This window comes from Paenibacillus sp. Marseille-Q9583, from assembly GCF_976954365.1.
Genome location: NZ_CDRJTB010000020.1, coordinates 1 through 20,180, shown reverse-complemented (window position 1 = coordinate 20,180; position 20,180 = coordinate 1). Strand labels below are relative to the sequence as shown.

General features: G+C 43.7%; 15 protein-coding genes. 1 reads left to right on the top strand and 14 read right to left on the bottom strand.

The features are described 5' to 3' along the window. Positions 1 to 111: 111 nt before the first annotated feature. From ACWNM1_RS11830 to rhaB, 11 genes are all read right to left on the bottom strand, one after another. Positions 112 to 561, bottom strand: coding sequence for a RicAFT regulatory complex protein RicA family protein (locus ACWNM1_RS11830; protein ID WP_042188957.1), 450 nt, complete (start codon positions 559 to 561; stop codon positions 112 to 114). Between the two features lie 28 nt (positions 562 to 589). Beyond that, entirely contained in the window at positions 590 to 2,176 is a 1,587-nt protein-coding gene (gene miaB, locus ACWNM1_RS11825; RefSeq protein WP_449601075.1) for a tRNA (N6-isopentenyl adenosine(37)-C2)-methylthiotransferase MiaB, read from the bottom strand. Between the two features lie 402 nt (positions 2,177 to 2,578). Then, positions 2,579 to 3,799, bottom strand: coding sequence for a VWA domain-containing protein (locus ACWNM1_RS11820; protein ID WP_449601074.1), 1,221 nt, complete (start codon positions 3,797 to 3,799; stop codon positions 2,579 to 2,581). A gap of 2 nt (positions 3,800 to 3,801) precedes the next feature. Next, positions 3,802 to 6,141 (bottom strand): DUF5682 family protein, encoded by a 2,340-nt coding sequence (locus ACWNM1_RS11815; RefSeq protein ID WP_449601073.1) that lies wholly within the window; start codon positions 6,139 to 6,141, stop codon positions 3,802 to 3,804. Continuing rightward, on the bottom strand, positions 6,141 to 7,235 hold the full coding sequence (locus ACWNM1_RS11810; protein ID WP_449601072.1) for an ATP-binding protein: 1,095 nt from the start codon (positions 7,233 to 7,235) through the stop codon (positions 6,141 to 6,143). Before ACWNM1_RS11810 ends, ACWNM1_RS11815 begins: the two co-directional genes overlap by 1 nt. Before the next feature lie 6 nt (positions 7,236 to 7,241). Next, complete coding sequence (locus ACWNM1_RS11805; RefSeq protein WP_449601071.1) at positions 7,242 to 9,119, bottom strand: HEAT repeat domain-containing protein; 1,878 nt, start codon at positions 9,117 to 9,119, stop codon at positions 7,242 to 7,244. A 48-nt stretch (positions 9,120 to 9,167) separates the two neighbouring features. Next, positions 9,168 to 10,607, bottom strand: a complete 1,440-nt coding sequence (locus tag ACWNM1_RS11800; RefSeq protein WP_449601070.1) for an SWIM zinc finger family protein — start codon at positions 10,605 to 10,607, stop codon at positions 9,168 to 9,170. Between the two features lie 107 nt (positions 10,608 to 10,714). Then, positions 10,715 to 11,809 (bottom strand): NADH:flavin oxidoreductase, encoded by a 1,095-nt coding sequence (locus ACWNM1_RS11795; RefSeq protein WP_449601069.1) that lies wholly within the window; start codon positions 11,807 to 11,809, stop codon positions 10,715 to 10,717. A gap of 166 nt (positions 11,810 to 11,975) precedes the next feature. Continuing rightward, positions 11,976 to 12,821 carry a rhamnulose-1-phosphate aldolase gene (gene rhaD, locus ACWNM1_RS11790; RefSeq protein WP_449601068.1) on the bottom strand — a complete coding sequence of 282 codons (846 nt, stop codon included), beginning with the start codon at positions 12,819 to 12,821 and terminating at the stop codon, positions 11,976 to 11,978. Between the two features lie 48 nt (positions 12,822 to 12,869). After that, complete coding sequence (gene rhaA / locus ACWNM1_RS11785; RefSeq protein WP_449601067.1) at positions 12,870 to 14,126, bottom strand: L-rhamnose isomerase; 1,257 nt, start codon at positions 14,124 to 14,126, stop codon at positions 12,870 to 12,872. A gap of 38 nt (positions 14,127 to 14,164) precedes the next feature. Next, positions 14,165 to 15,631, bottom strand: a complete 1,467-nt coding sequence (rhaB, locus tag ACWNM1_RS11780; protein WP_449601066.1) for a rhamnulokinase — start codon at positions 15,629 to 15,631, stop codon at positions 14,165 to 14,167. A gap of 389 nt (positions 15,632 to 16,020) precedes the next feature. Here rhaB and ACWNM1_RS11775 point away from each other — a divergent pair, with 389 nt between their 5' ends. After that, a complete protein-coding gene (locus tag ACWNM1_RS11775) occupies positions 16,021 to 16,776 on the top strand; it encodes a DeoR/GlpR family DNA-binding transcription regulator (RefSeq protein WP_042194054.1) in 756 nt (251 codons plus the stop codon). 84 nt (positions 16,777 to 16,860) lie between these two features. On the opposite strand, the gene ACWNM1_RS11770 is transcribed toward ACWNM1_RS11775, so the two are convergent. From ACWNM1_RS11770 to zwf, 3 genes are all read right to left on the bottom strand, one after another. Beyond that, entirely contained in the window at positions 16,861 to 17,505 is a 645-nt protein-coding gene (locus ACWNM1_RS11770) for a class I SAM-dependent methyltransferase (protein WP_449601065.1), read from the bottom strand. Positions 17,506 to 17,671: 166 nt separating this feature from the next. Further along, positions 17,672 to 18,565 carry a phosphogluconate dehydrogenase (NAD(+)-dependent, decarboxylating) gene (gene gnd / locus ACWNM1_RS11765; protein ID WP_449601064.1) on the bottom strand — a complete coding sequence of 298 codons (894 nt, stop codon included), beginning with the start codon at positions 18,563 to 18,565 and terminating at the stop codon, positions 17,672 to 17,674. Between the two features lie 72 nt (positions 18,566 to 18,637). Next, positions 18,638 to 20,173, bottom strand: coding sequence for a glucose-6-phosphate dehydrogenase (gene zwf, locus ACWNM1_RS11760; protein ID WP_449601114.1), 1,536 nt, complete (start codon positions 20,171 to 20,173; stop codon positions 18,638 to 18,640). Positions 20,174 to 20,180 lie beyond the last annotated feature (7 nt).

Below are 20,180 nucleotides of genomic sequence, written 5' to 3'. Positions count from 1 at the left end.
TACCAAACCTTAACTTCTAAAATCAATAACTGGACATAGAAAGATTAGGATTATGTATGGTGTGAAACTTAAAGGGGCGGATCTGCATCCGCCCCCTAAACTGAGTGTGGGTTATCCGCATGTGGTCGGAGGCGCCTCGGTGCCGGCTTCCACATTTATTTTTTCCGAAACGGTATCTCTAATCACGGAAATGACAAGCTGGAGTAGATAATTGATGTCACTCTGGCTCTGCTGAAATTCGTTCACGACTGGAATGCCGTCAATTTCATCCTGCAACACTTCAATTTCACGCTCGATCTTGGCTACCATATCTTTATTTTTAAAGCTTTCGAAGGCAACAATCTCCTTCTGCTTTTTCTTAATCGTTGCAATCAGGCCTTGTACCCGTTCGTGGTTCAGGATTTTTTGCTCAGCCTGCTGAAAATGCTTTACTTCTTCACTTGTCGAGATCAATGTAGCCAGTTCTTTGGCTTTACCCATAATATCCTCGCGTACGATCAAGTCACGGGTATTATAAGTCTTCATTCCATATTTATTCAAACGTTGTTCCTCTGTACTCACAAGCCATCTCCCCATTCGTATGTGATGATTAATGAACAGCAGCAGCTTCTGCCACAATATCCCCTTTGATGTACCATGTTTTGGTATCTGTAATTCTCACTTTTACAAATGTGCCAATAAGCTCCTTCGAACCTTCAAAATGGACCAACTTGTTCGCACGGGAACGGCCAGAAAGGACTTCCGAGTTATTCTTACTCTCGCCTTCTACCAGTACCTCGACGACTTCACCTAGCATACGGTCATTAATGATCCGACTATTCTCTTTAATGAGATCATTAAGTCTTTGCAGACGTTCGCTCTTTACTGACATCGGTACATTGTCCTCCATAGCAGCTGCAGGGGTACCTTCACGAGGTGAATAAATGAACGTATATGCCATATCATACCCAACCTCGCGCACTAGTGAAAGAGTATCTTCGAATTGCTCATCCGTCTCACCAGGGAAACCAACGATAATATCGGTACTTAATACCGCATTAGGCACACTTATCTTGATCTTACGAACTAACTCCAGATAAGCTTCACGAGTATATTTGCGACTCATTTTCTTAAGTACGGCAGTACTTCCCGATTGAACCGGTAGATGGATATGCTCCACCAGGTTGCCGCCTTTGCCGAGTACTTCAATCAATTTATCGTCAAAATCACGTGGATGCGATGTCATGAAGCGGATGCGCGGAATATCAATTAAACGCATATCATCCATTAGGTCACCAAAGGTGTAATCGATGTCTGTAAAATCCTTACCGTATGCGTTTACGTTCTGCCCCAGCAAAGTCACTTCCTTGAATCCTTGACGCGCGAGCTCTCTTACTTCAGCAATAACGTCCTCCGGACGGCGGCTGCGTTCTTTTCCTCGTGTAAAAGGTACGATACAGTACGTACAGAACTTATCACAGCCATACATAATGTTTACCCAAGCCCGCATGCCTTCACGTTTTTTCGGTAAGTTCTCAATAATATCGCCCTCTTTAGACCATACCTCCACCACAAGCTCTTTACTGAATACAGCTTCTTTAATGAGGTGTGGCAGACGGTGAATATTATGCGTACCAAAGATCATATCCACGAATCCATGCTTAGACATAATTCGATTAACTACGCCTTCCTCCTGCGACATGCAGCCACACACGCCCAGCAAAAGACCTGGCTTCTCAATCTTCAAGTTCTTAAGGTGACCAAGCTCTCCAAACACCTTATCCTCGGCATTCTCGCGAATCGCACAAGTATTGAGCAGAATGAGATCCGCATGATTCCGATCATCGACGCTTTTGTAGCCCATCTGTTCCAACAGGCCCTTCATCGTTTCCGTGTCATGCTCATTCATTTGGCAGCCATAAGTCGTAATATGATAATATTTGTCTACTCCGAAATTCTGCATCTCTTCAGGAATCTCGAAATCATAATGCACTTCTATTTCTTCCTTGCCACGCCGTTTTCCTTCTTTATAATCAGGCTGGCTATTAATTTGAACGTTTCTTCCTTTAATCCGATAAGTAATCTTACCTTCTTCTTCACTAATTACCTTCGCATCGCTAAAATCAAAATATCTAGAATAATCTTTCGAACCCTTGCCGGATTTTAAGTCCGGTGAGTTATGGTTCCCCTTAGTCATGCTGTTTTCACGTCCTCTATCTAAAATGTAGCTTATTGATGTTTTAACCTAATATAAAATTATAGCACATTCTATAACATTACATCCATCTTAGATGTCAATCCCAATATGCACTGATTTAGGTTTATCAAGCAAAAACTTAACTTGCGTATTTTTTTAAAAAATCAGGTCTATTTTACCACAGCGTGAGAGCAGAACATACTCTAAAAGAAAATTTTAATAGGTCATGATAATAGCTCTTCTAAAGACTTCCATAAAAAAATACCCTGCCGACGAGCGACAGGGCCAAATTATATTGTATAAAGGGGGGTATGATATTTATATACGCCACAAAAACTGTAATGAATCACAGTTCTTGTCTGAATAACACTTTTTATGAAACTTGTAATAGGACGACTCTTGTTATATTCCTTTTGTACCAAGTTTCTTTGCTAATTCAGTAAGATCCTGTCCTTTTAGTGCACCTTCTACTAACTGTGGCAGCAGTGCTGGTGTACACGCAAAACAGGGCGTTCCATCGCGAGTCAAAGATCTCGCCACATGCTCATCATAGAAAGGTTTGCCTTCATCAGATAAAGCCAGCAAGCACATCGTTCTAACTCCAGATTCCTTCAAATGACGCATACGACGGATTAAGCCTGCCTGGTTCCCACCTTCATAAAGATCCGAAATAACGATAAATAATGTCTTTTTCGGTTGATCAATAAACTGTTCGCAATAAGCAACAGACTTTTGTATATCTGTCCCGCCACCTAACTGAATCCCGAATAACATGTCAACAGGATCGTTCGCACATTGCTCTGTCAGATCAACGACCTCTGTATCAAATACAACTACTCGGGTACTTAGCGATGGGATGCTTGCAAAAATAGAACCAACTACTGAAGCCCAAATAATTGATTCTGCCATAGAACCACTCTGATCGATATCCACAATGACTGTCCATTCCTTACTGCGTCTTGCCCGATCATAAAAGTAGAATCTCTCAGGGATAATCTGTTGTCGCTCTGCATCATAATTCTTCAGATTGCGTTTTATCGTCCGTGTCCAGTCTATACCACTAAGTGACGGTAATGGAGAATGCTCTCTGCGATTCAGTGCACCCGTCACCGCCCGACGCAGATCTTCCTCCATACGCTTTACAAGATCATCCACAACCGCCTTCACTAACAGGCGAGCCGTATCTTTTGTCTTCTCAGGAATCTTCCCTTTTAGCGAAAGCAGTGTACCTACTAGCTGTATATCAGGCTTCACTGTTGCCAAAACTTCCGGCTCAAACAATAATTGCTTCCAGCCCTTCCGCTCCATCGCATCATGTTGAATAACCGATACGATATCCTCTGGGAAGAAATTGCGAACATCTCCTAACCATTTTGCCAACCGGGGTGCAGATTTACCTGATCCCGCCCCTCTTTGTCCCGTAGCCGAAGAGTTAGCAGCACCACTATTTACGATATCGCTCGTCTCATCATAGATAGCAGCCAGAGCTTGGTCCATAATGAGTTCATCTTCAGACAGGTGAATACTTGTGTTTCCGCTAGAAACCGTCAATTGCTCTTCTGCAGACTGTCCAAGAATAAGGCGCCACCGAGCTACAACACTTGAATCCACGGATGTACTCATCGTCATATATCTCCAAAGTCAAATTCATTCAAATCCTCAATCATCTTCGCTTCGGCCTCCTTCAGCTCACCCGTCAGAATCTCAGCAGCCTGCTCGGTGTTCACACCCCACAATTCCCCTAGAAGTTCGGCAATCATCGTCTTTTCTCTTGGTTCAAAGGTGCTGAACGCACGCCGTAAAAACACTAATGCACGTACAAATTCTTCATCATCTAATGAATTAATATACTCATTCAATTGTTCCCACAGACTTAATCGAGACAACAGTACATATCGATTACGCATAGACATCCCTTCGAACCAGCCTGCTCCAAGTTCTGCGGGTATACCTGGCGACAGGCGCCTCGATACTTCTTCTGAACATTGCTGTGCAGTCATCGCATTACGCTCCAACAAAATAGAACACGCCACTCCAGATAAACGAGGATTGCAGTCATCCCTCTCTGACAAGTGTTTCAGCTCTTGTATCCACAACAGCTCATCTACTTCCTCACTATGCGCAATAGCTGCCTGATTCAGTATGTTCATAGCTTTAAGCATCTCACCTGAAGCCTCATCGTTACACTGGCTCGCATCCAGCAAGAACAGACAGGCTCGTCTGAACAGTTGTTCAAGCAAAAGAATGAGCGGCTTGGTATCGATCCGTCGAACATCGCCATACTGAATCAGAAGAGATAACTCATGAATGGAAGCAGCAATCTGCACCACATCTCGAGTATCAACAGCTAGACGCTGAAGCGTCTGCCGTCCCGCTTCCATCTGGTGTATCATTCCACACTCATAAGCCGTTCGAATAAGTGCTGACGCTTCCGCAATGGTACTGCTGCCATCTAATTTTTGTTGCAATACATAAGCTGAAGCAATCTCAATTGTTTCCCCAAGTAGCGTAGATTCAACGACCTGGATCTCAACCTCAGGAGACCACTTCATTACCCAATGCTCTGCCCACGTTGCGCCAGTCTGACCACTTGCTCTTATGTTCACTAGATCGATCCCAAGTAATCTGAGCCTATGGAAAAGAAAGGAACGATTTAAGTCTAAATAAGCTGCTTCCTCAGAAGATACTCTTCGGTTCTCTCGGAGATCTAGTTCAAGATCATTTGCTACTGGGGTTTTATATTTCTCAAGCTTCAAGCGCTTTAATTGCCGATTCAGATCATCTTGAATCGGCGTCTGACTGATGCCCTCTGCCAGCTCACCAATAGCAGTACCGATATCTGTACGAGCAAGCGCTTCTGCGATCACACTAAGCTCTCCACGCCCCAGTAAGGTCAGCGCAGCATCTCTTAGATCTCTTAACGTCGGAGCACTTCCACCATGAAGGGCAGCTAATGATTCAGCTAAGCGAACGGCTTCGATAATTTCTGCTGTGGAACGGTGTGTCCCCGTATTACGCAAGTATCTGGCTACGGTAGACAGATAATGATTCGGCAAGTCTTCAAGTGAGCCATTCATCATACGTTCCCACATCATTTGATAATAATGAGGAGCGAGGTTACCTGCTCCATAGCCAGACAAAGAAGATAACTTATAGTACGTGTAGGGCATAAGTGTTAGCTTCGAATTTAGAGAAGGAAGAGCATCTATTTCCTCATCTGACATACTAGATGCCAGATCAGCAAGCGCCGCTGCATGGTATGCTCCACATACAACAACGATCTTATTTGGTTGATGGCCAGCAGCGATTGTATCCTGAATCTGACGACGCATATAAGCTTCACGTATCGTATTGTGTGCATATTCTATTACGTTGTTATGTCTCTCATTTTCTTCAGAAATCTGACGCATTTGGGATGAGAAAGAAATAATTGCTTCCTGATATGCACCCTTGTTAGTGTTGTGTTCGAAATTGCGCTCCCAATACATATCATAATCAAGCTCACCAGCCAGCTCGGCTACTCTATCATATAGAGATGCTTCTTCAGGAGCCTTCTCAACTGTATTGTTAACTTCAGATTCCTCGCTCTGTTCAACAGAATCTCTACTTTTGGTTCGTATATCCTGTAACGCGATGACCACTGATGATGGTAAATCTATAAAAGCTGTATAAGCCCCTTGCTGCTCCGCCCATCTCATCGCTTGATATTCGGGGGAATATAGCGCAAGCGGCCATAGGGCTGTACGCACAGGAACTTCCTCCGTAAAAGCTAGAATGGCTATAGGAGGTTTGGTTGTCATGTTGATGACATGGCGAATCTCAGGTGTAGCATCCGATGGACCCTCAATTAACACAGCTGTGGGCTCTATTTCATGAAGGAAGCTCAATAGATGCTGCGCACCACCAGGAGACAAATGCCGCACCCCAAAAATATGCACGCCTGCTCCAGTAGTTTCGCTATCCACTAGTTCATCTCCTTACAAGCCGTATATAACCCCCGCCAATCTGCGCCACGTTTCTTCATAATATTGTCGAGATACTCTCTCCAGACAAGTTGATCCTTATCATCATCTTTCACAATGGCACCTTGCAGCCCTGCGGCCAGATCTTCGTCCGTCAGTTCTCCATTACCGAAGCTTGCAGCCAGCGCCATACTATTCGTTAAGAGCGAGATCGCTTCAGCTGTGGAAATCACGCCTGCCGGAGACTTCACCTTCTCCTTCTTATCCAATGTCATCCCGCTACGCAGCTCACGGAAGATGGTCACGACCTTATGTAAAGCTTCGTCTGCAGGGAGCGCCGCTTGCAAATCGTAGGAAGAGGCAATTTCACGAACTCGTTTCTTCACAATCTCAACTTCAGTATACAAATCCGCAGGGGCTGGAAGGACAATAATATTAAACCGTCTCTTTAAGGCAGTTGACATGTCATTTACACCACGGTCTCTCGTATTAGCTGTTGCAATGATCGAGAAGCCTTTGCGCGCACTCATCTCCTTACCTAGCTCAGGAACGGATATCGTCTTCTCCGATAAGATGGATATCAACGCATCCTGTACCTCAGATGCACAACGAGATATCTCCTCAAAACGTGCAATGCCCCCATCCTCCATTGCTCGCATAATGGGGCTCTTCACTAGCGCTTCCGGCGTAGGGCCTTGTGCAAGCAGCATTGCGTAGTTCCACGAATAGCGCACCTGCTCCTCACTCGTACCCGCAGTACCTTGTACGACAAGTCCTGATTGTCCATAAATAGCAGCTGATAAATTCTCAGATAACCATGACTTTGCTGTACCCGGCTCACCGATTAAAAGTAGTGCACGATCAGTTACCAGCGTGGCTATCGCCATCTCTATTAATCGCTTGTTACCAATGTACTTAGGTGTTATCTCGGTACTCCCTGCTTTACCGCCAACGATAAACTTCAGGACAGATTGGGGCGACATCTGCCATCCTGCTGGAACCTTACCAGTGTCCGCTTTACGAAGCGCTTCCAACTCATGCTCAAACAATTTTTCTGCTGGAAGCCTCATAATATCTTGTAATCGATCTTGACTCATCGTTAGCTACACCTCTTCTATTGGGTTTGATGGTCCTTGCATGAGACGAATGACATATTCAAGTTGTTCTTCTGCAACCTCACTAAATCGAGGTAGAACAGTTATTATTCGACTCGCAAAACTCGCTGGAAGCTGACATAGCTGTTCAAACGTATACGGTTCAATTAATCGACATTCTGTATTTCTATCATCTTCCAAAGCTACTAGGAGAGCTTCTTGCAAGCGTTGTTTACTTATCCCTGTACGTGCTAAGCCCATCAAGAGAATATTGGAAAACCGATGGCGGAATTCAGGATTATCGGTCAATTTACGAAGCAAATACTGCATTGCTTTGGCATGTCCCGGCCTTGCAAAGGCGCTTACCAGTTCGTATTGATCCAACTCTATAAAAGCGTCAAGCCACCGTGAATCCCATTGAATAGCCAGTACCTCGGGCGGCTGCATTTCGACCTTATACATATATTGAATCTGGTCTACAGTTGAATTCCAAACTGCATCATAAGTTCCATGATATCGTTGAACTACAACTTCAGATATGGTGCGTAGCAGTTGCTGCGCCATTGAAGAAGCATGGCTAGTTGAAGATGGCGCATAATGCTTTAGAACTTCAACATATTGTTCATACACACGCTCTGGTGACAAGTAGAGATACGCGTCTTTAAAAACATCATTTACATATCTTCTATTGTTTCTATAGTAGACAAGATCACGCTCAAGTGTCTGTTGTAATATACGTTTCGCTTCGATAGAATCTATCTGTCTAAAATAGGAGTTTGCTTCCTCGATCAATGAATTCCACTTTAGCTGATTCATATATAATGGATACTGCTCGAGAACATTAAAATATAGTTTCTCTAGTTCAGGACTGCGTTTGTAAGATAAAACCCGAAGATACTGGACTACCCTAATCCATAATCCGTCTTTTTTCTTCGTATCGCCCATAATCTCCGAGACAGTTTGAAGCAGTTCTGATAACTCTACAACAAGTCGTTTTGTGAGCTCTTGGGCTTGACACTGTCTCAGTGCAGGAACTACTAGTTCACTATCTTTTCCCGTAAATGCCTCATGCAGCCGGTTCACCGCATTTACCGAGTCGCTCTTAGCCAGCGCATTATAGGCAGCTTCGCGAATCTTTTTCTTCTTATCTGTACTCCAAGCCAGTAATTGGATTTCATATTGTCCCTGACCTGCGAGCAGAGAAATAGCCATGGCTCGAACATCTTCTGATCCTGAATCTGCAGCTTGATAGATCAGATCCTGAACGCTATCACCACCTAATACTGCGATCACGTACAGCTTTCTCGTCTCTACTATTCCTCCAGCAGGATCAAATTGATCGATAAGGATCGGAATAATCTGAGGCCCATAAGCTGGCAGTATCTGCTTCATCACAAGCTCGGCGATCTCAACATATGGATCTTGGAGGGCTGCTAACGCGGGATGAATCATTCGAAGATCTTGAAACAATCCTGTCTCAAAAGCTTCCTTGATAATCTCATATCGTCCTCCCCCGCGAGTCTTTAATGCCGTCTGTACCGCTGACAGCTTACGATATGAGAACTGAGTAGGCAATCTCACCGGATGGACTTCCACCTCAAGCAGTTCACCATCAGGCGAAGTCGCACCCTGTGTATATAGCACCGAGCTAAGCAGCACACTGAGCTCCTGTAGGTTCTGAGCAGAGGAAGATCCCTCGGAATGATCCGGTTCAATGACCGCAACGATTCCCTCTCCTAACCTTTTGAATATGGAAGCACGTTCACCTAACTGTTGAAACTGTGGCAATAGCCGCTTTAAGCGGAAATCCTCAGCAGCGAGCTCACTTCCAGCTATATACAGCCGGTTTACTTCTTGATGAAGCTCTTGTAGTAAAGCTGTACTCATGGATATTCCTCCCAAAGTTTATGTGAAGCTTATACTTTCTTAATTTTTTTAATATAAAAGACGGATCATCTCCATCCCTTTGATAAGGGTTAACGGTTGTGCTTTCAATCGTCCTGTATCGAGTTGATGTTCAAACATAAGCAGCATCGTAGTATCCGATAATTCTTCGAGTGTAAAGTATTGTAACAGTGCAAGTGTATCCTGCTCGAGTGCTACTATTTGGTCTAACGCCAAATGCTGGCCCGATTCGTCCGTAATGACGAACTGATCTTGCTGAGATTTGCTAATCTTATTCACATGCAACAGCAACACAGGATTCTTGTCCGCTAGCGGATTCTTCAACTGATTTTTTATCTGCTTGAAGCTGTCGGAATAAGAATGAACTGCCTTAGAAACGATCCACTCTACATCCTGATTAGTCAGAGGCCGTGTTGACATATTCTCGAAACGAACTCTCCGGTTCCGGTCACCAGGATAACGATAGAAGGAAGGAATAAGTGCAACATCAGTGAAGCTATCTTCTTCATGAATATATTTAGCTGCTTTATAAGGACGATATTGGAGCGTACGATGTATATCACCTGTAGATTTTTCTATCCAGTAGCCGAGGTCTACATATTCCTGTCTGGCTTCATCATCATAGCTGAGGAATGAAAGCTGGATCAGCTCTACATCCGAACTCATCAGACCGTATTCCTTAAGCTCCGTTAGCTGCCAAGCATGACCAAGCCATTCTTCAATCGTAGATTCATGATTCAAAGACATATCCGGATCTTCCAGCTTCATTGTTAAATGAGCGCGCCCTTTCTTAATGAACGCATGAATTCGGGTTAGCTGCTCTATTGCTAATGAATAAGTTTTCTCACGATTGTCAGAAGAAGAGAGCAATAAAGCTAATCGTCTTAATTCAATTTGTGCACCAGTTAAATAATAATTGCCCATCATCTTCACGTGCACCTGAATATCCTTTACACCTTTAGCGTCTATTGTTCCAAGTCCTGCACGTATAAGCGATTGGGTCAATTTCTCCAGTACAGCCAAACCCTCCAGTTGAGCTCCAACTTTTTTCTTAAGTGCGGACTTGTTCACTTTCTTGGGCTTAACAATAGCCCCTTCCGCAGCAAGCTCAGATTTTCGTTCTTCACGCTTACTCATCTTTTCTCGTTTAACAGCAAGATCTTCAGGAATCGTTGCAGATACGAAAGTCTCCTTGCCTACATAGGCGTATAGCAATCCGAGGACATGCTTGCAAGGAATCTGCCTACTTGGACAAGTACAACGCATCACCGGTTTGTCAGAAACAACAAAATCAGCAGAAGGATAATAGTTGCTGCTACCGCTACCACCACATTCACCAAACAGAACCACGCCGTCTTCCGACTGATTCAAATGTACGAATCGTCTCTTCTTAACTAGTCCTTGCCCGTTCTTAATTGCTGCACTGTTCGGTGCTAGAGTATCTATGAAGACTTCTGTGATATCTATCAACCCATATCCTCCTTACCTATTACGCTTTTTAATATCTATGATAATATTAGCGCTTAATGAAAATTATTCTAAAAACAGAGCTGTCCATAACTCGCTGTTCTATCCCTTTAGTATAGAGTTTTTGTCGATTCAGCCGTGAATGGAATGATCTCTTCTATTGCTCCACTTTGAACTTTGGCAGGCCAAGCCGGATCGCTAATTAATGCTCTGCCCACAGCAACCAAATCAAATTCCTCACGGTCCATTCTTTCTATTAATTCATTAATGTTATCTTCTGTCTTCTGAGCTGAGTCTTCTGCAAAAAAATCACTGTGAAGACCGATAGAACCCACCGTAATTGATGGTTTCCCCGTGATTTTCTTGGTCCACCCTGCGAGATTAAGCTCAGATCCCTCAAATTCAGGTTGGCTGAAGCGACGAGTGGAGCAGTGGAAAATATCAACGCCAGCATCGCTAAGTGGAGTAAGGAATCTTTCGAGCTCATCTGCATTTTTTGCCAGCTTCTCATCATAGGCACCCAATTTCCATTGAGAGAAGCGTAGCACGATCGGAAAATCTGGCCCAACCGCTTTACGGCACGCTTCAATAACCTCTACTGCAAATGTAGTTCTACCAACCAAATCGCCACCGTAACGATCGGTACGTTTGTTCGTTCCTTCCCAGAAGAACTGGTCTATCAGATAACCATGTGCACCATGAATCTCGATACCATCAAAACCCACTTTTTTCGCGTTCGCTGCTGCTTGAGCAAATGCTGAGACTAAGCTTTCAACTTCAGCTGTAGTCAGTGGCTCTGTCACAGGTTCTCCTGCTAAATTCAGACCCGAAGGGCCAATTGGAAGGGCTTCAACATTAGGACCTTCCCCTATAGTTCGCGCCATTCCCACATGCCATAATTGAGGTATGATCTTACCTCCAGCTGCGTGAACTTCTTCTACTACCTGCTTCCAGCCCTCTAAAGCTGCTTCTTCATGTATATTGGGAATATTGGCGTGGCTGACTGCCGAAGGATGATTAATAGCTGTACCCTCGGTAACGATCAACCCTACTCCACCTTCTGCCCGTCTACGGTAATATGCGGCAACATTACTTCCTGGTACACCATCCGGTGAGTATACCCGAGTCATCGGCGCCATGACAATTCGGTTTGACAGCGAAAGATTCCCCACTTGAATAGGTGAAAATAATAGCTCAGTGTTCATACATATTACCTCCAATTGATTATTTGATTACTTTAAGTAAGGCTAATTATCTCCCCAGAAGATGGAAAATGCAAATTTTTAAGATCTTTATGTAGGAAAAAATCATAAAAAAACCGGACCCCCGCAAAATCTGCGAATGCCCGGTTTTCATCCCATTACGAACTTCTTAAACCTCAAGAATACCAGCTTTTGGAGTTACTCCGAACGCCTTAGCTAAATCCCACAGTTGCTGATCTGTGATCTTTTGCTTCATTTCTCTTCCACCAATCAGGTTGTAGATCGTAGCAGCCTTTTCTACAGTCTCTACTAGACCAAAGGTTGCATCCATAGTGGAGCCCGTGCCGAATATCCCGTGCTGCGGCCAGATGACTAGGCGGTGATCCTTCATTTTCTTTGCTGTTTCACGGCCGATTTCACTGCTGCCAGGAACAATCCATGGAATGACACTAACGCCATCCGGGAAAACAACAAGGCACTCTGTGCACATTTCCCAAAGCGTCTTCGTAAACTTCAATTCATCCAGATCATGCGTGAAGGTCATCGCGATAACATTCGTAGCATGTGTATGCAGTACGATACGGTGCGTAGGGTCCACCTTCAGTCGCTCAATATGGCTCATGAAATGGGAAGCCAATTCACTAGTAGGTACAGCCCCGTTTCGCAATCCCCATAACACTTCTACGCTTTCACCATTGGCACTAACACGAAGCACACCGAGATTGGCTTCCGGGTCTTTGATCACATTTCTAAAATACTTGCCAGAACCTGTCACGATGAAGTATTTGCCGGCTAATTCTTTTACAGGGAAGGTAAGTTTAATGGTGCGTAGTGGCTCTAGAACGTTAATATATTTAGCAACCTCATTCTCATCCAGCAGATAGCTGACATTACCGCCATTCAGCTCATCCCAGCCAAGCTCCCACATATGACGGGTAATCTCTGACATTTCCTGAATAAATGGAGCCTCACTACTGGCAATATACCCTTTGGATTCTAATACAGATGTACTCATGTCAATCTCTCCTTTGTATATGTCGCTCTCCACATCCACTCTAACACTCTATCTTGCAGACAGGACTTCCTGTTCATAACACTTCACTTTAGCCAGCCATTGCTCCCGAACGGGTGTATCTTGTGATGCACAATAGTAATCCCACACGGCCCCAAACGGATACGATTTGAATTCTTCCGTAAGCGCTAGTCGTGAAGTGTAATCACCTATCCGCTCGATTTGCTTCAATTCTTCCACCGGTTCGAGCATTGCGCGAAGTAACGCCTTAATGGTATTGCGTGTCCCAATCACCCAAGCAGCGATATGATTAATACTGCCATCAAAGAAATCAAGTCCGATATTCGTTCGGGAGAGTAAATCCCCACGTACCAATTCACGGGCGATTTCGAGCAGCTCGTCGTCCATAGTTACAACGTGGTCACTGTCCCAACGGACGGGTCTGCTTACATGCAGCAGCAGCTGCTCACTAAACATAAGAATCGAAGATAGCTTATTTGAGATCATCTCAGTAGGATGGAAATGTCCGGCATCCAAACAGATGGCTTTGCTGCGAGTTAAACCATAGCCCATATAGAACTCATGCGAACCAACCACATAACTCTCAGAACCTATTCCGAACAATTTACTTTCTACAGCATCAATATTATAGAGAGGATCTATTTCCATACTAAAAATCTCATCCAGCGACTCTTTTAACCGCACTCTTGGAGCTAAACGATCGACTGGTGTATCCTTATATCCGTCTGGTACCCAAAAGTTAGTCACGCAAGGTTGACCCAATTCTTTACCAAAATGCTCGGCAATCGTCCGAGAAGCCTTACAATGCTTAATCCAGAAGTTACGAATCTCATCGTCCGAGTGACTTAGCGTAAAACCGTCTGCAGCTTTAGGATGTGAGAAACAAGTAGGGTTAAAATCAAGTCCCAGCCCCTGCTCCTTCGCCCAGTCTACCCAAGATTGGAAATGGCGTGGCTCCAATTCATCTAAATCAACTTTTTCATCTGTATCTGCATAGATCGCATGTAAATTTACTTTGTGCTTGCCTGGAATAAGAGATAATGCCTTTTCTAAATCTTGACGCAGTTGATCTGGCGTGCCAGCTCGACCGGGATAACTTCCTGTTACTGCTATTCCCCCGCTTAGTTCTTTATCTTTAAAAAGAAACCCTTGTACATCATCGCCCTGCCAGCAATGGATGGAAATCTTAATTTGCGCGAGCCGCTCCAGCACTTTCTCCACATCAATCCCGTGGGCTGCGTATAATTTTTTGGCTTCATTATAGCTAGTGATAATACTCTGATCCATGCAATAGTTCCTCCTAAAATCATATAGCGTAAGTTTAATTAGATTTGATGTTGTATTTTGGACAACTGAAGCTCTTTCCAGCGAATTAGAATGTCTTCAAGATGAACGGTCGGGCGTGGTGTGAACGACTTTATTGCAAACGATTCAGCGATAATATCTCTCGCTTCATTAATATCAGTTATGCTTCCCGTGCTAATCATCTGCACCACTATATTACCAAGTGCTGTGGATTCCGTTGGGCCAGCTTTAACTTCTCTGCCTATAACATCAGCAGTCAGTTGGCATAACAGGCTGTTGTTAGCACCACCACCCACAATCTGCAGAACCTCGATTCGGCTTTCTATTAGTTCTTCTAGTTCTTCCAAGTAAGTAAGGTACGATAATGCCAAGCTGTCAAAAATACAGCGAGCCAACTGACCTGGCGTCTCAGGAACAGGCTGCCCGCTCTTTGCGCAGGCATTACGAATCTCTTCTATCATATTTGAAGGATTGAGAAATCTTGGATCATTACAGGAGATCAGGCTCCGGAAGCCTTCTTCTCCATGCGCAAGCTCTGCTAGTTCCGCAAAGCTATAACGATCGTCCATTAGCCTGCGAACCTCTTGGATGAGCCAAAGGCCCATAACATTTTTGAGGAATCTATAGGTTCCGTATGCGCCCCATTCATTGGTGTAATTGGCCTTCATGGCCATCATAGAATTGAGTGGCTGAGTTCGTTCAACACCGAGCAATGACCATGTTCCACTGCTGATATACGCTGAGTCTCTTTGAAGAGGAGCACCCAGCACTGCAGAAGCTGTATCATGCGTGGCTACACAGATCAGTTGGCAATCCGGAAGATCATATTCCTGAATTAGTGCTTCATCGAGGGGGCCAATAATTACTCCAGGTTCAGTCAATGTAGCGAATTGATCTCTTTTAATATTCAGAAAATCCAACAGGTCATTGTCGAAATCTTGACTCTCTAGATTCAATAGCTGAGTTGAAGATGCGTTAGTAACCTCATTGATCTTGCGACCCGTTAATCTGTAATACAGATAATCAGGCACGAGTAAGATTTGATCCGCTTGGGCTATTTCTTCTTCACTGTGAACATAAAGCTGATACAACGTATTAAATGATAACTGTTGAATACCAGTCTTTTCATATATAGTTTGAGGAGAAAAATGCTTAGCTACCTCATCCATAGCCTTATCAGTTCTACGATCACGATAAGCGTAAACCTCTTGAATACGGGTTCCCTCTGCATCCACAAGAACATAATCTACAGCCCATGTATCTATACCCAGCGTACACGCTGTAATGCCTTGCTTCTTGGCTTTCTGAAGCCCTATAATAATCTGCTCGAATAAATAATCTATGTCCCAGAAACAAGAATCCTCTTGTTCTATAAAACGATTGCTAAACCGATGAAGCTCCTCTAAGGTGAGGACGCCCTCTTGCAGTATTCCGCGTACTAACCGCCCACTAGAGGCACCAATATCAACGGCGATATGATTATTCATATAGAATCTCCTGTAAGCATCCCTTGCCCATAATATTGATCGATGGAAGGTAATACACATGCTTGCTCATTGCTTGACCAGCCTCCTAATGAGTTCAATAATCGTTGTATTCCGTCTGCTGCGCCTCAGGCTGGCCTCTGAATAGCAGCTGGGCCGGCCTTGCATCACATTAACTCGATTAATCTCTAAGGGAATTATTTCCTTCTTTATCGTATGCTTCTAAATCTTTGTTGTCAACATTATAAATATTATTTATGTTGTTTTTGTTTGTTTTATATCTGTTTTGTGAATATTATGGGAAAGTACAGATGTTTTTAAGTTGTTTTTATTGCAAAACACAGATATTAAGCGCTATGATTGTAAAATATAGCTTTGGAAAGGTGATTCCTATGCTTGCAGCCGAAAGACGAAAAAAAATAATAGATCTCGTCCATCAAGATAAACGTGTTCTAGTCTCCGATCTTAGTAAAATGTTTGAGGTCACTGAAGAGACGATACGCAGAGATTTGGAGAAGCTAGAGAAGGACGGCATCCTTAGTCGTACCTATGGCGGTGCTATGCTGAATCGCCATACGAATGAGGATCTGCCTTTTGTTACACGTAATGCCCTGAATACAGATATTAAACGGGGAATCGCCTTGAAGGCGCTCGATTTAATCAATGATGGAGATACATTAATGGTAGACCCAAGCTCTACAGCCTTTGAGTTTCTAAAATTGCTGGGAAACAAAAACAATCTAACCATCATCACAAATTCTATTAATATTTTGCATGAGTTCTCAAATTCAGGGATGGATATCATCTCTACTGGCGGTTCACTTCGTTACCGATCGTTGTCCCTGGTGGGACCAGTAGCCCATGACACCATTCAAAGATACAATGTGGATACAGCGGTAATCAGTTGCAAAGGAATGGATATGGAACGAGGCATCACAGATTCCAACGAACCGGAGTGTGAACTCAAGAAGTACATGCTACGACAAGCCAACAAGGTCATACTCCTGGCGGATCACACCAAATTCGATAAAACCGCTTTTACAAAGCTGGTTGAGCTTGGCCATATTGATTTCTTGATCACTGACCGTAAGCCTTCTGAAGCTTGGCTAAAACGTCTGAACGAGGACAATATTGAGGTTCTCTATTAACAGAGGTAGTAACATACTGAGCCTAATTTAAAAATGCCGTTCCCCAGTGAGTATGGGTGACGGCATTTGTTATATTTTTCATCCTTATCTTTCCGTAGAAACCCGAGAAATTGATTTTACATCTATGGAAGAATGAATATGATCTGATTGCTTTACTTGTGTAGAAGCCTTCTTCCTACAAATATAAACAAGCGCTGGCGGGAAATTTAACAGCACCCATTTAACACTCACAATATCAAAACGCTGCATTAATTCCTTCTTCATTTGAGGAAAATATTCAAAAGTGATGAACCAGCCACCCTCTTTTAAAGAAGATATGATTTGCTCAATGTAAAGCGTCCGATCTGAGGCTGAGAAATTCCTAAAAGACAAACTGCTTACAATGCAATCTAACTTCTCCAAACTTCTATTATGAATCGCAAGTCTTAGCCGCAGGCAATCGTTAAAAAAAATACGGTCAGGGAATTTAAGTCTTAGTTGATGACGAAATTCAGGATCCTTCTCAAACAGGAGCACATTCATCCCGGTCTCTTCCCCGCTTGGAATAAATCTTGTGATGGCTCCAGTACCAGCACCCAGCTCAGCTATATTATGCATTTGTTGCCACGGAATGATGTCGAGCATCGTTTTCGCTAGCCAGCGCGAACTGGGAGTAACACTTCCTAATTGTCGGGGCGCATGCAGAAATTTATACAGAAAATGAAGTCTTTCTCGAATTCCGCTTCGCATGTCAACTCCCCCTTATCGTAATTTCCCCATCTAACTCTAAAATATGTTAAAAAGGCTAAAGTCGTACTCGATCTATTCTCTCCATTTATTAATTTTTGCAAAACAAAAGCCCAAATCTCACCGCAGAATGAATTGCGAGGAAATTCGGGCTAATGATTAACATTAATTACTTCGTTTCAACGGCATGTCCACCAAATTCATTCCGAAGTGCAGCCACTACTTTACCCGTGAAGGTATCGGTCTCAAGTGAACGGTAGCGCATTAATAACGCCATCGCGATCACTGGTGTTGCAGCTTGCAGATCAAATGCGGTTTCGAGCGTCCATCTGCCTTCTCCGGAGGAGTGCATAATCCCTTTGATCTCATCCAATTTAGCATCTTTCGAGAACGCACGTTCAACCAGTTCCATCAGCCAAGAACGGATGACAGAACCATGATTCCACACCCGGGCGACTTCCTCAAAGTTGTAATCAAACTCACTCTTTTCCAGCACCTCAAAGCCTTCACCGATGGCAGCCATCATGCCGTATTCGATACCGTTATGCACCATTTTTAGAAAATGGCCACTACCAGCTTTACCGGCATATAAAAATCCGCTTTCCACAGCCGTATCACGGAAGATGGGCTCCACAACCTCCCAAGCTTCAGGATCTCCACCAACCATGTAACAAGCGCCGTTACGTGCTCCTTCCATCCCTCCGGATGTACCTGCATCCATAAAGCTGATTCCGTATTCCTTCAATTGCTCATATCGGCGAATAGATTCCTTATAATGCGAATTCCCCGCTTCAATGACAATATCTCCTTTTGATAACAAAGGTGTGATCTCAGCAATGACAGAGTCCACAACCTGATGTGGAACCATGATCCAAATGATTCTAGGTGTTTCCAATTGTTGGACCAACTCAGGGAGCGTTACTGCTCCACTAGCACCTTTAGCTTTCATTTCCTCTACAGCAGGTGCATTCAAATCAAATGCAACAACCTCATGTCCATGATCCAGCAAGTTCTGGCCCAAATTGAAGCCCATTTTTCCTAATCCAACTAATCCTACTTTCATGTAATTCCCCTCCGATATATAGATTCTTATGATGTAATTTCTCCAAAATTGGTAAAAAAAACAGGCAGGGGCTTACGCCCCTGGCCGTATAGATTCCTCTGTTGCTGCAACTTCTGCCTGAGCAGAGAGAACTTCTGTCTCCTGATCTGCCTCATCGAACCACCAGCGATCCTCACCCAATAGCTCCATAGCCGCATCTGGACCATATGAACCTGAAGCATAAGTATGAAGTGGCATAAGCCCCTCTTCCATCGCTTCCTGAATAGGTGTAACCCACTGCCAAGACAGCTCTACTTCTCTCCAGTGAGCGAAGAAGGTAGCATCTCCACGAAGTGCATCGAAGATTAGATTTTCGTAGGCTTCCGGAACATCTGAAGTACCCGCTTCATAAGTAGCGCGGACAGGCTCAAGCTTTCCTTTTTGCAGCTGATCTTTCGTGTTAAGTTGTAGCGTTATGGCTTCATTCGGTCCAATCTCGATAATCAGTAAATTCGGTACGTCATTTCCTTTATTCAAGTTATTACTATCATTAAACGGTTCTTTAAACTCAATAACAATACGTGTGGATTTCTCCTTCATTCTCTTACCTGTACGAACATAGAAAGGTACTTCATTCCAGAGCGGATCATCTATAAATAAACGCGCTGCGATAAACGTCTCATTTTGCGAGGATTGGTTAATGCCTGGCTCATTCAAATAACCTGCAACAGGATTCCCTTTGATTTCACCTTCTGTATATTGTCCACGGACAACATGTTTATTAACCTCATCTTTGCTAATTGGAATAAGATGCTCCATGACGTATATTTTCTTCCCACGGATTTCTTCAGGTGTACTGCCTTTAGGAAGTTGCATTGCCATCATCATCATCAACTGCAGCATATGGTTCTGGAACATATCACGAAGTGCGCCAGCTTTATCATAATAGCCTGCCCGCTCTTCAACGCCGACAGTCTCACTCGCCGTAATTTGAACATTCGCGATATATCTATTTTTCCACAGCGCTCTTAGCACTGGATTAGAATACTTCAGAACTTCTAAATTTTGCACCATCGGTTTACCTAGGAAGTGGTCAATCCGGAAGATTTCTTCTTCAGTAAATACGGCATTCAAGCTATCATTCAGCTCTCTTGCTGATTTCAAATCTGTGCCAAAAGGCTTCTCAATAATCAGACGCTTCCAGCCTTTCGTGGAACCCAGACCGCTTGAGTGAATATTAGCTGCGATTTCCTGGAAGAACTCAGGACCCACAGACAAATAGAACATCCGATTCTCCGGAATATTGAACAACTGCTCGCGACGTTTAACATGCTCCAGCAACTTGGAGTAATCTTCGGTATTCCCTACGTCTAGTACGCTATATTCAAAAGCCTCCAAGAACACCTGCAATTGCGGTGAGTCAACGGCTGGTTGTCTAGAAAAAGTCTGTAAGGATTGCAGTACTTGCTTACGGAAGGCTTCGTTCGAAACTTCTCTTCTTCCTAATCCAATCACGGAAAGAGGACCTGAAATTTGACCATCTAAAAAGAGGTTATATAGTGCAGGATAGATTTTACGTTTTGCCAAATCTCCTGTAGCGCCGAATAGCACAAAGGTTGATGATTCCACTTTCATT

Excerpts from the sequence above, each read along its gene's own strand:
- miaB (WP_449601075.1), bottom strand. The coding sequence starts at position 2,176 with ATGACTAAGGGGAACCATAACTCACCGGACTTAAAATCCGGCAAGGGT.
- ACWNM1_RS11820 (WP_449601074.1), bottom strand. The coding sequence starts at position 3,799 with ATGAGTACATCCGTGGATTCAAGTGTTGTAGCTCGGTGGCGCCTTATT.
- ACWNM1_RS11810 (WP_449601072.1), bottom strand. The coding sequence starts at position 7,235 with ATGAGTCAAGATCGATTACAAGATATTATGAGGCTTCCAGCAGAAAAA.
- ACWNM1_RS11805 (WP_449601071.1), bottom strand. The coding sequence starts at position 9,119 with ATGAGTACAGCTTTACTACAAGAGCTTCATCAAGAAGTAAACCGGCTG.
- ACWNM1_RS11795 (WP_449601069.1), bottom strand. The coding sequence starts at position 11,809 with ATGAACACTGAGCTATTATTTTCACCTATTCAAGTGGGGAATCTTTCG.
- rhaD (WP_449601068.1), bottom strand. The coding sequence starts at position 12,821 with ATGAGTACATCTGTATTAGAATCCAAAGGGTATATTGCCAGTAGTGAG.
- rhaA (WP_449601067.1), bottom strand. The coding sequence starts at position 14,126 with ATGGATCAGAGTATTATCACTAGCTATAATGAAGCCAAAAAATTATAC.
- rhaB (WP_449601066.1), bottom strand. The coding sequence starts at position 15,631 with ATGAATAATCATATCGCCGTTGATATTGGTGCCTCTAGTGGGCGGTTA.
- ACWNM1_RS11775 (WP_042194054.1), top strand. The coding sequence starts at position 16,021 with ATGCTTGCAGCCGAAAGACGAAAAAAAATAATAGATCTCGTCCATCAA.
- ACWNM1_RS11770 (WP_449601065.1), bottom strand. The coding sequence starts at position 17,505 with ATGCGAAGCGGAATTCGAGAAAGACTTCATTTTCTGTATAAATTTCTG.
- gnd (WP_449601064.1), bottom strand. The coding sequence starts at position 18,565 with ATGAAAGTAGGATTAGTTGGATTAGGAAAAATGGGCTTCAATTTGGGC.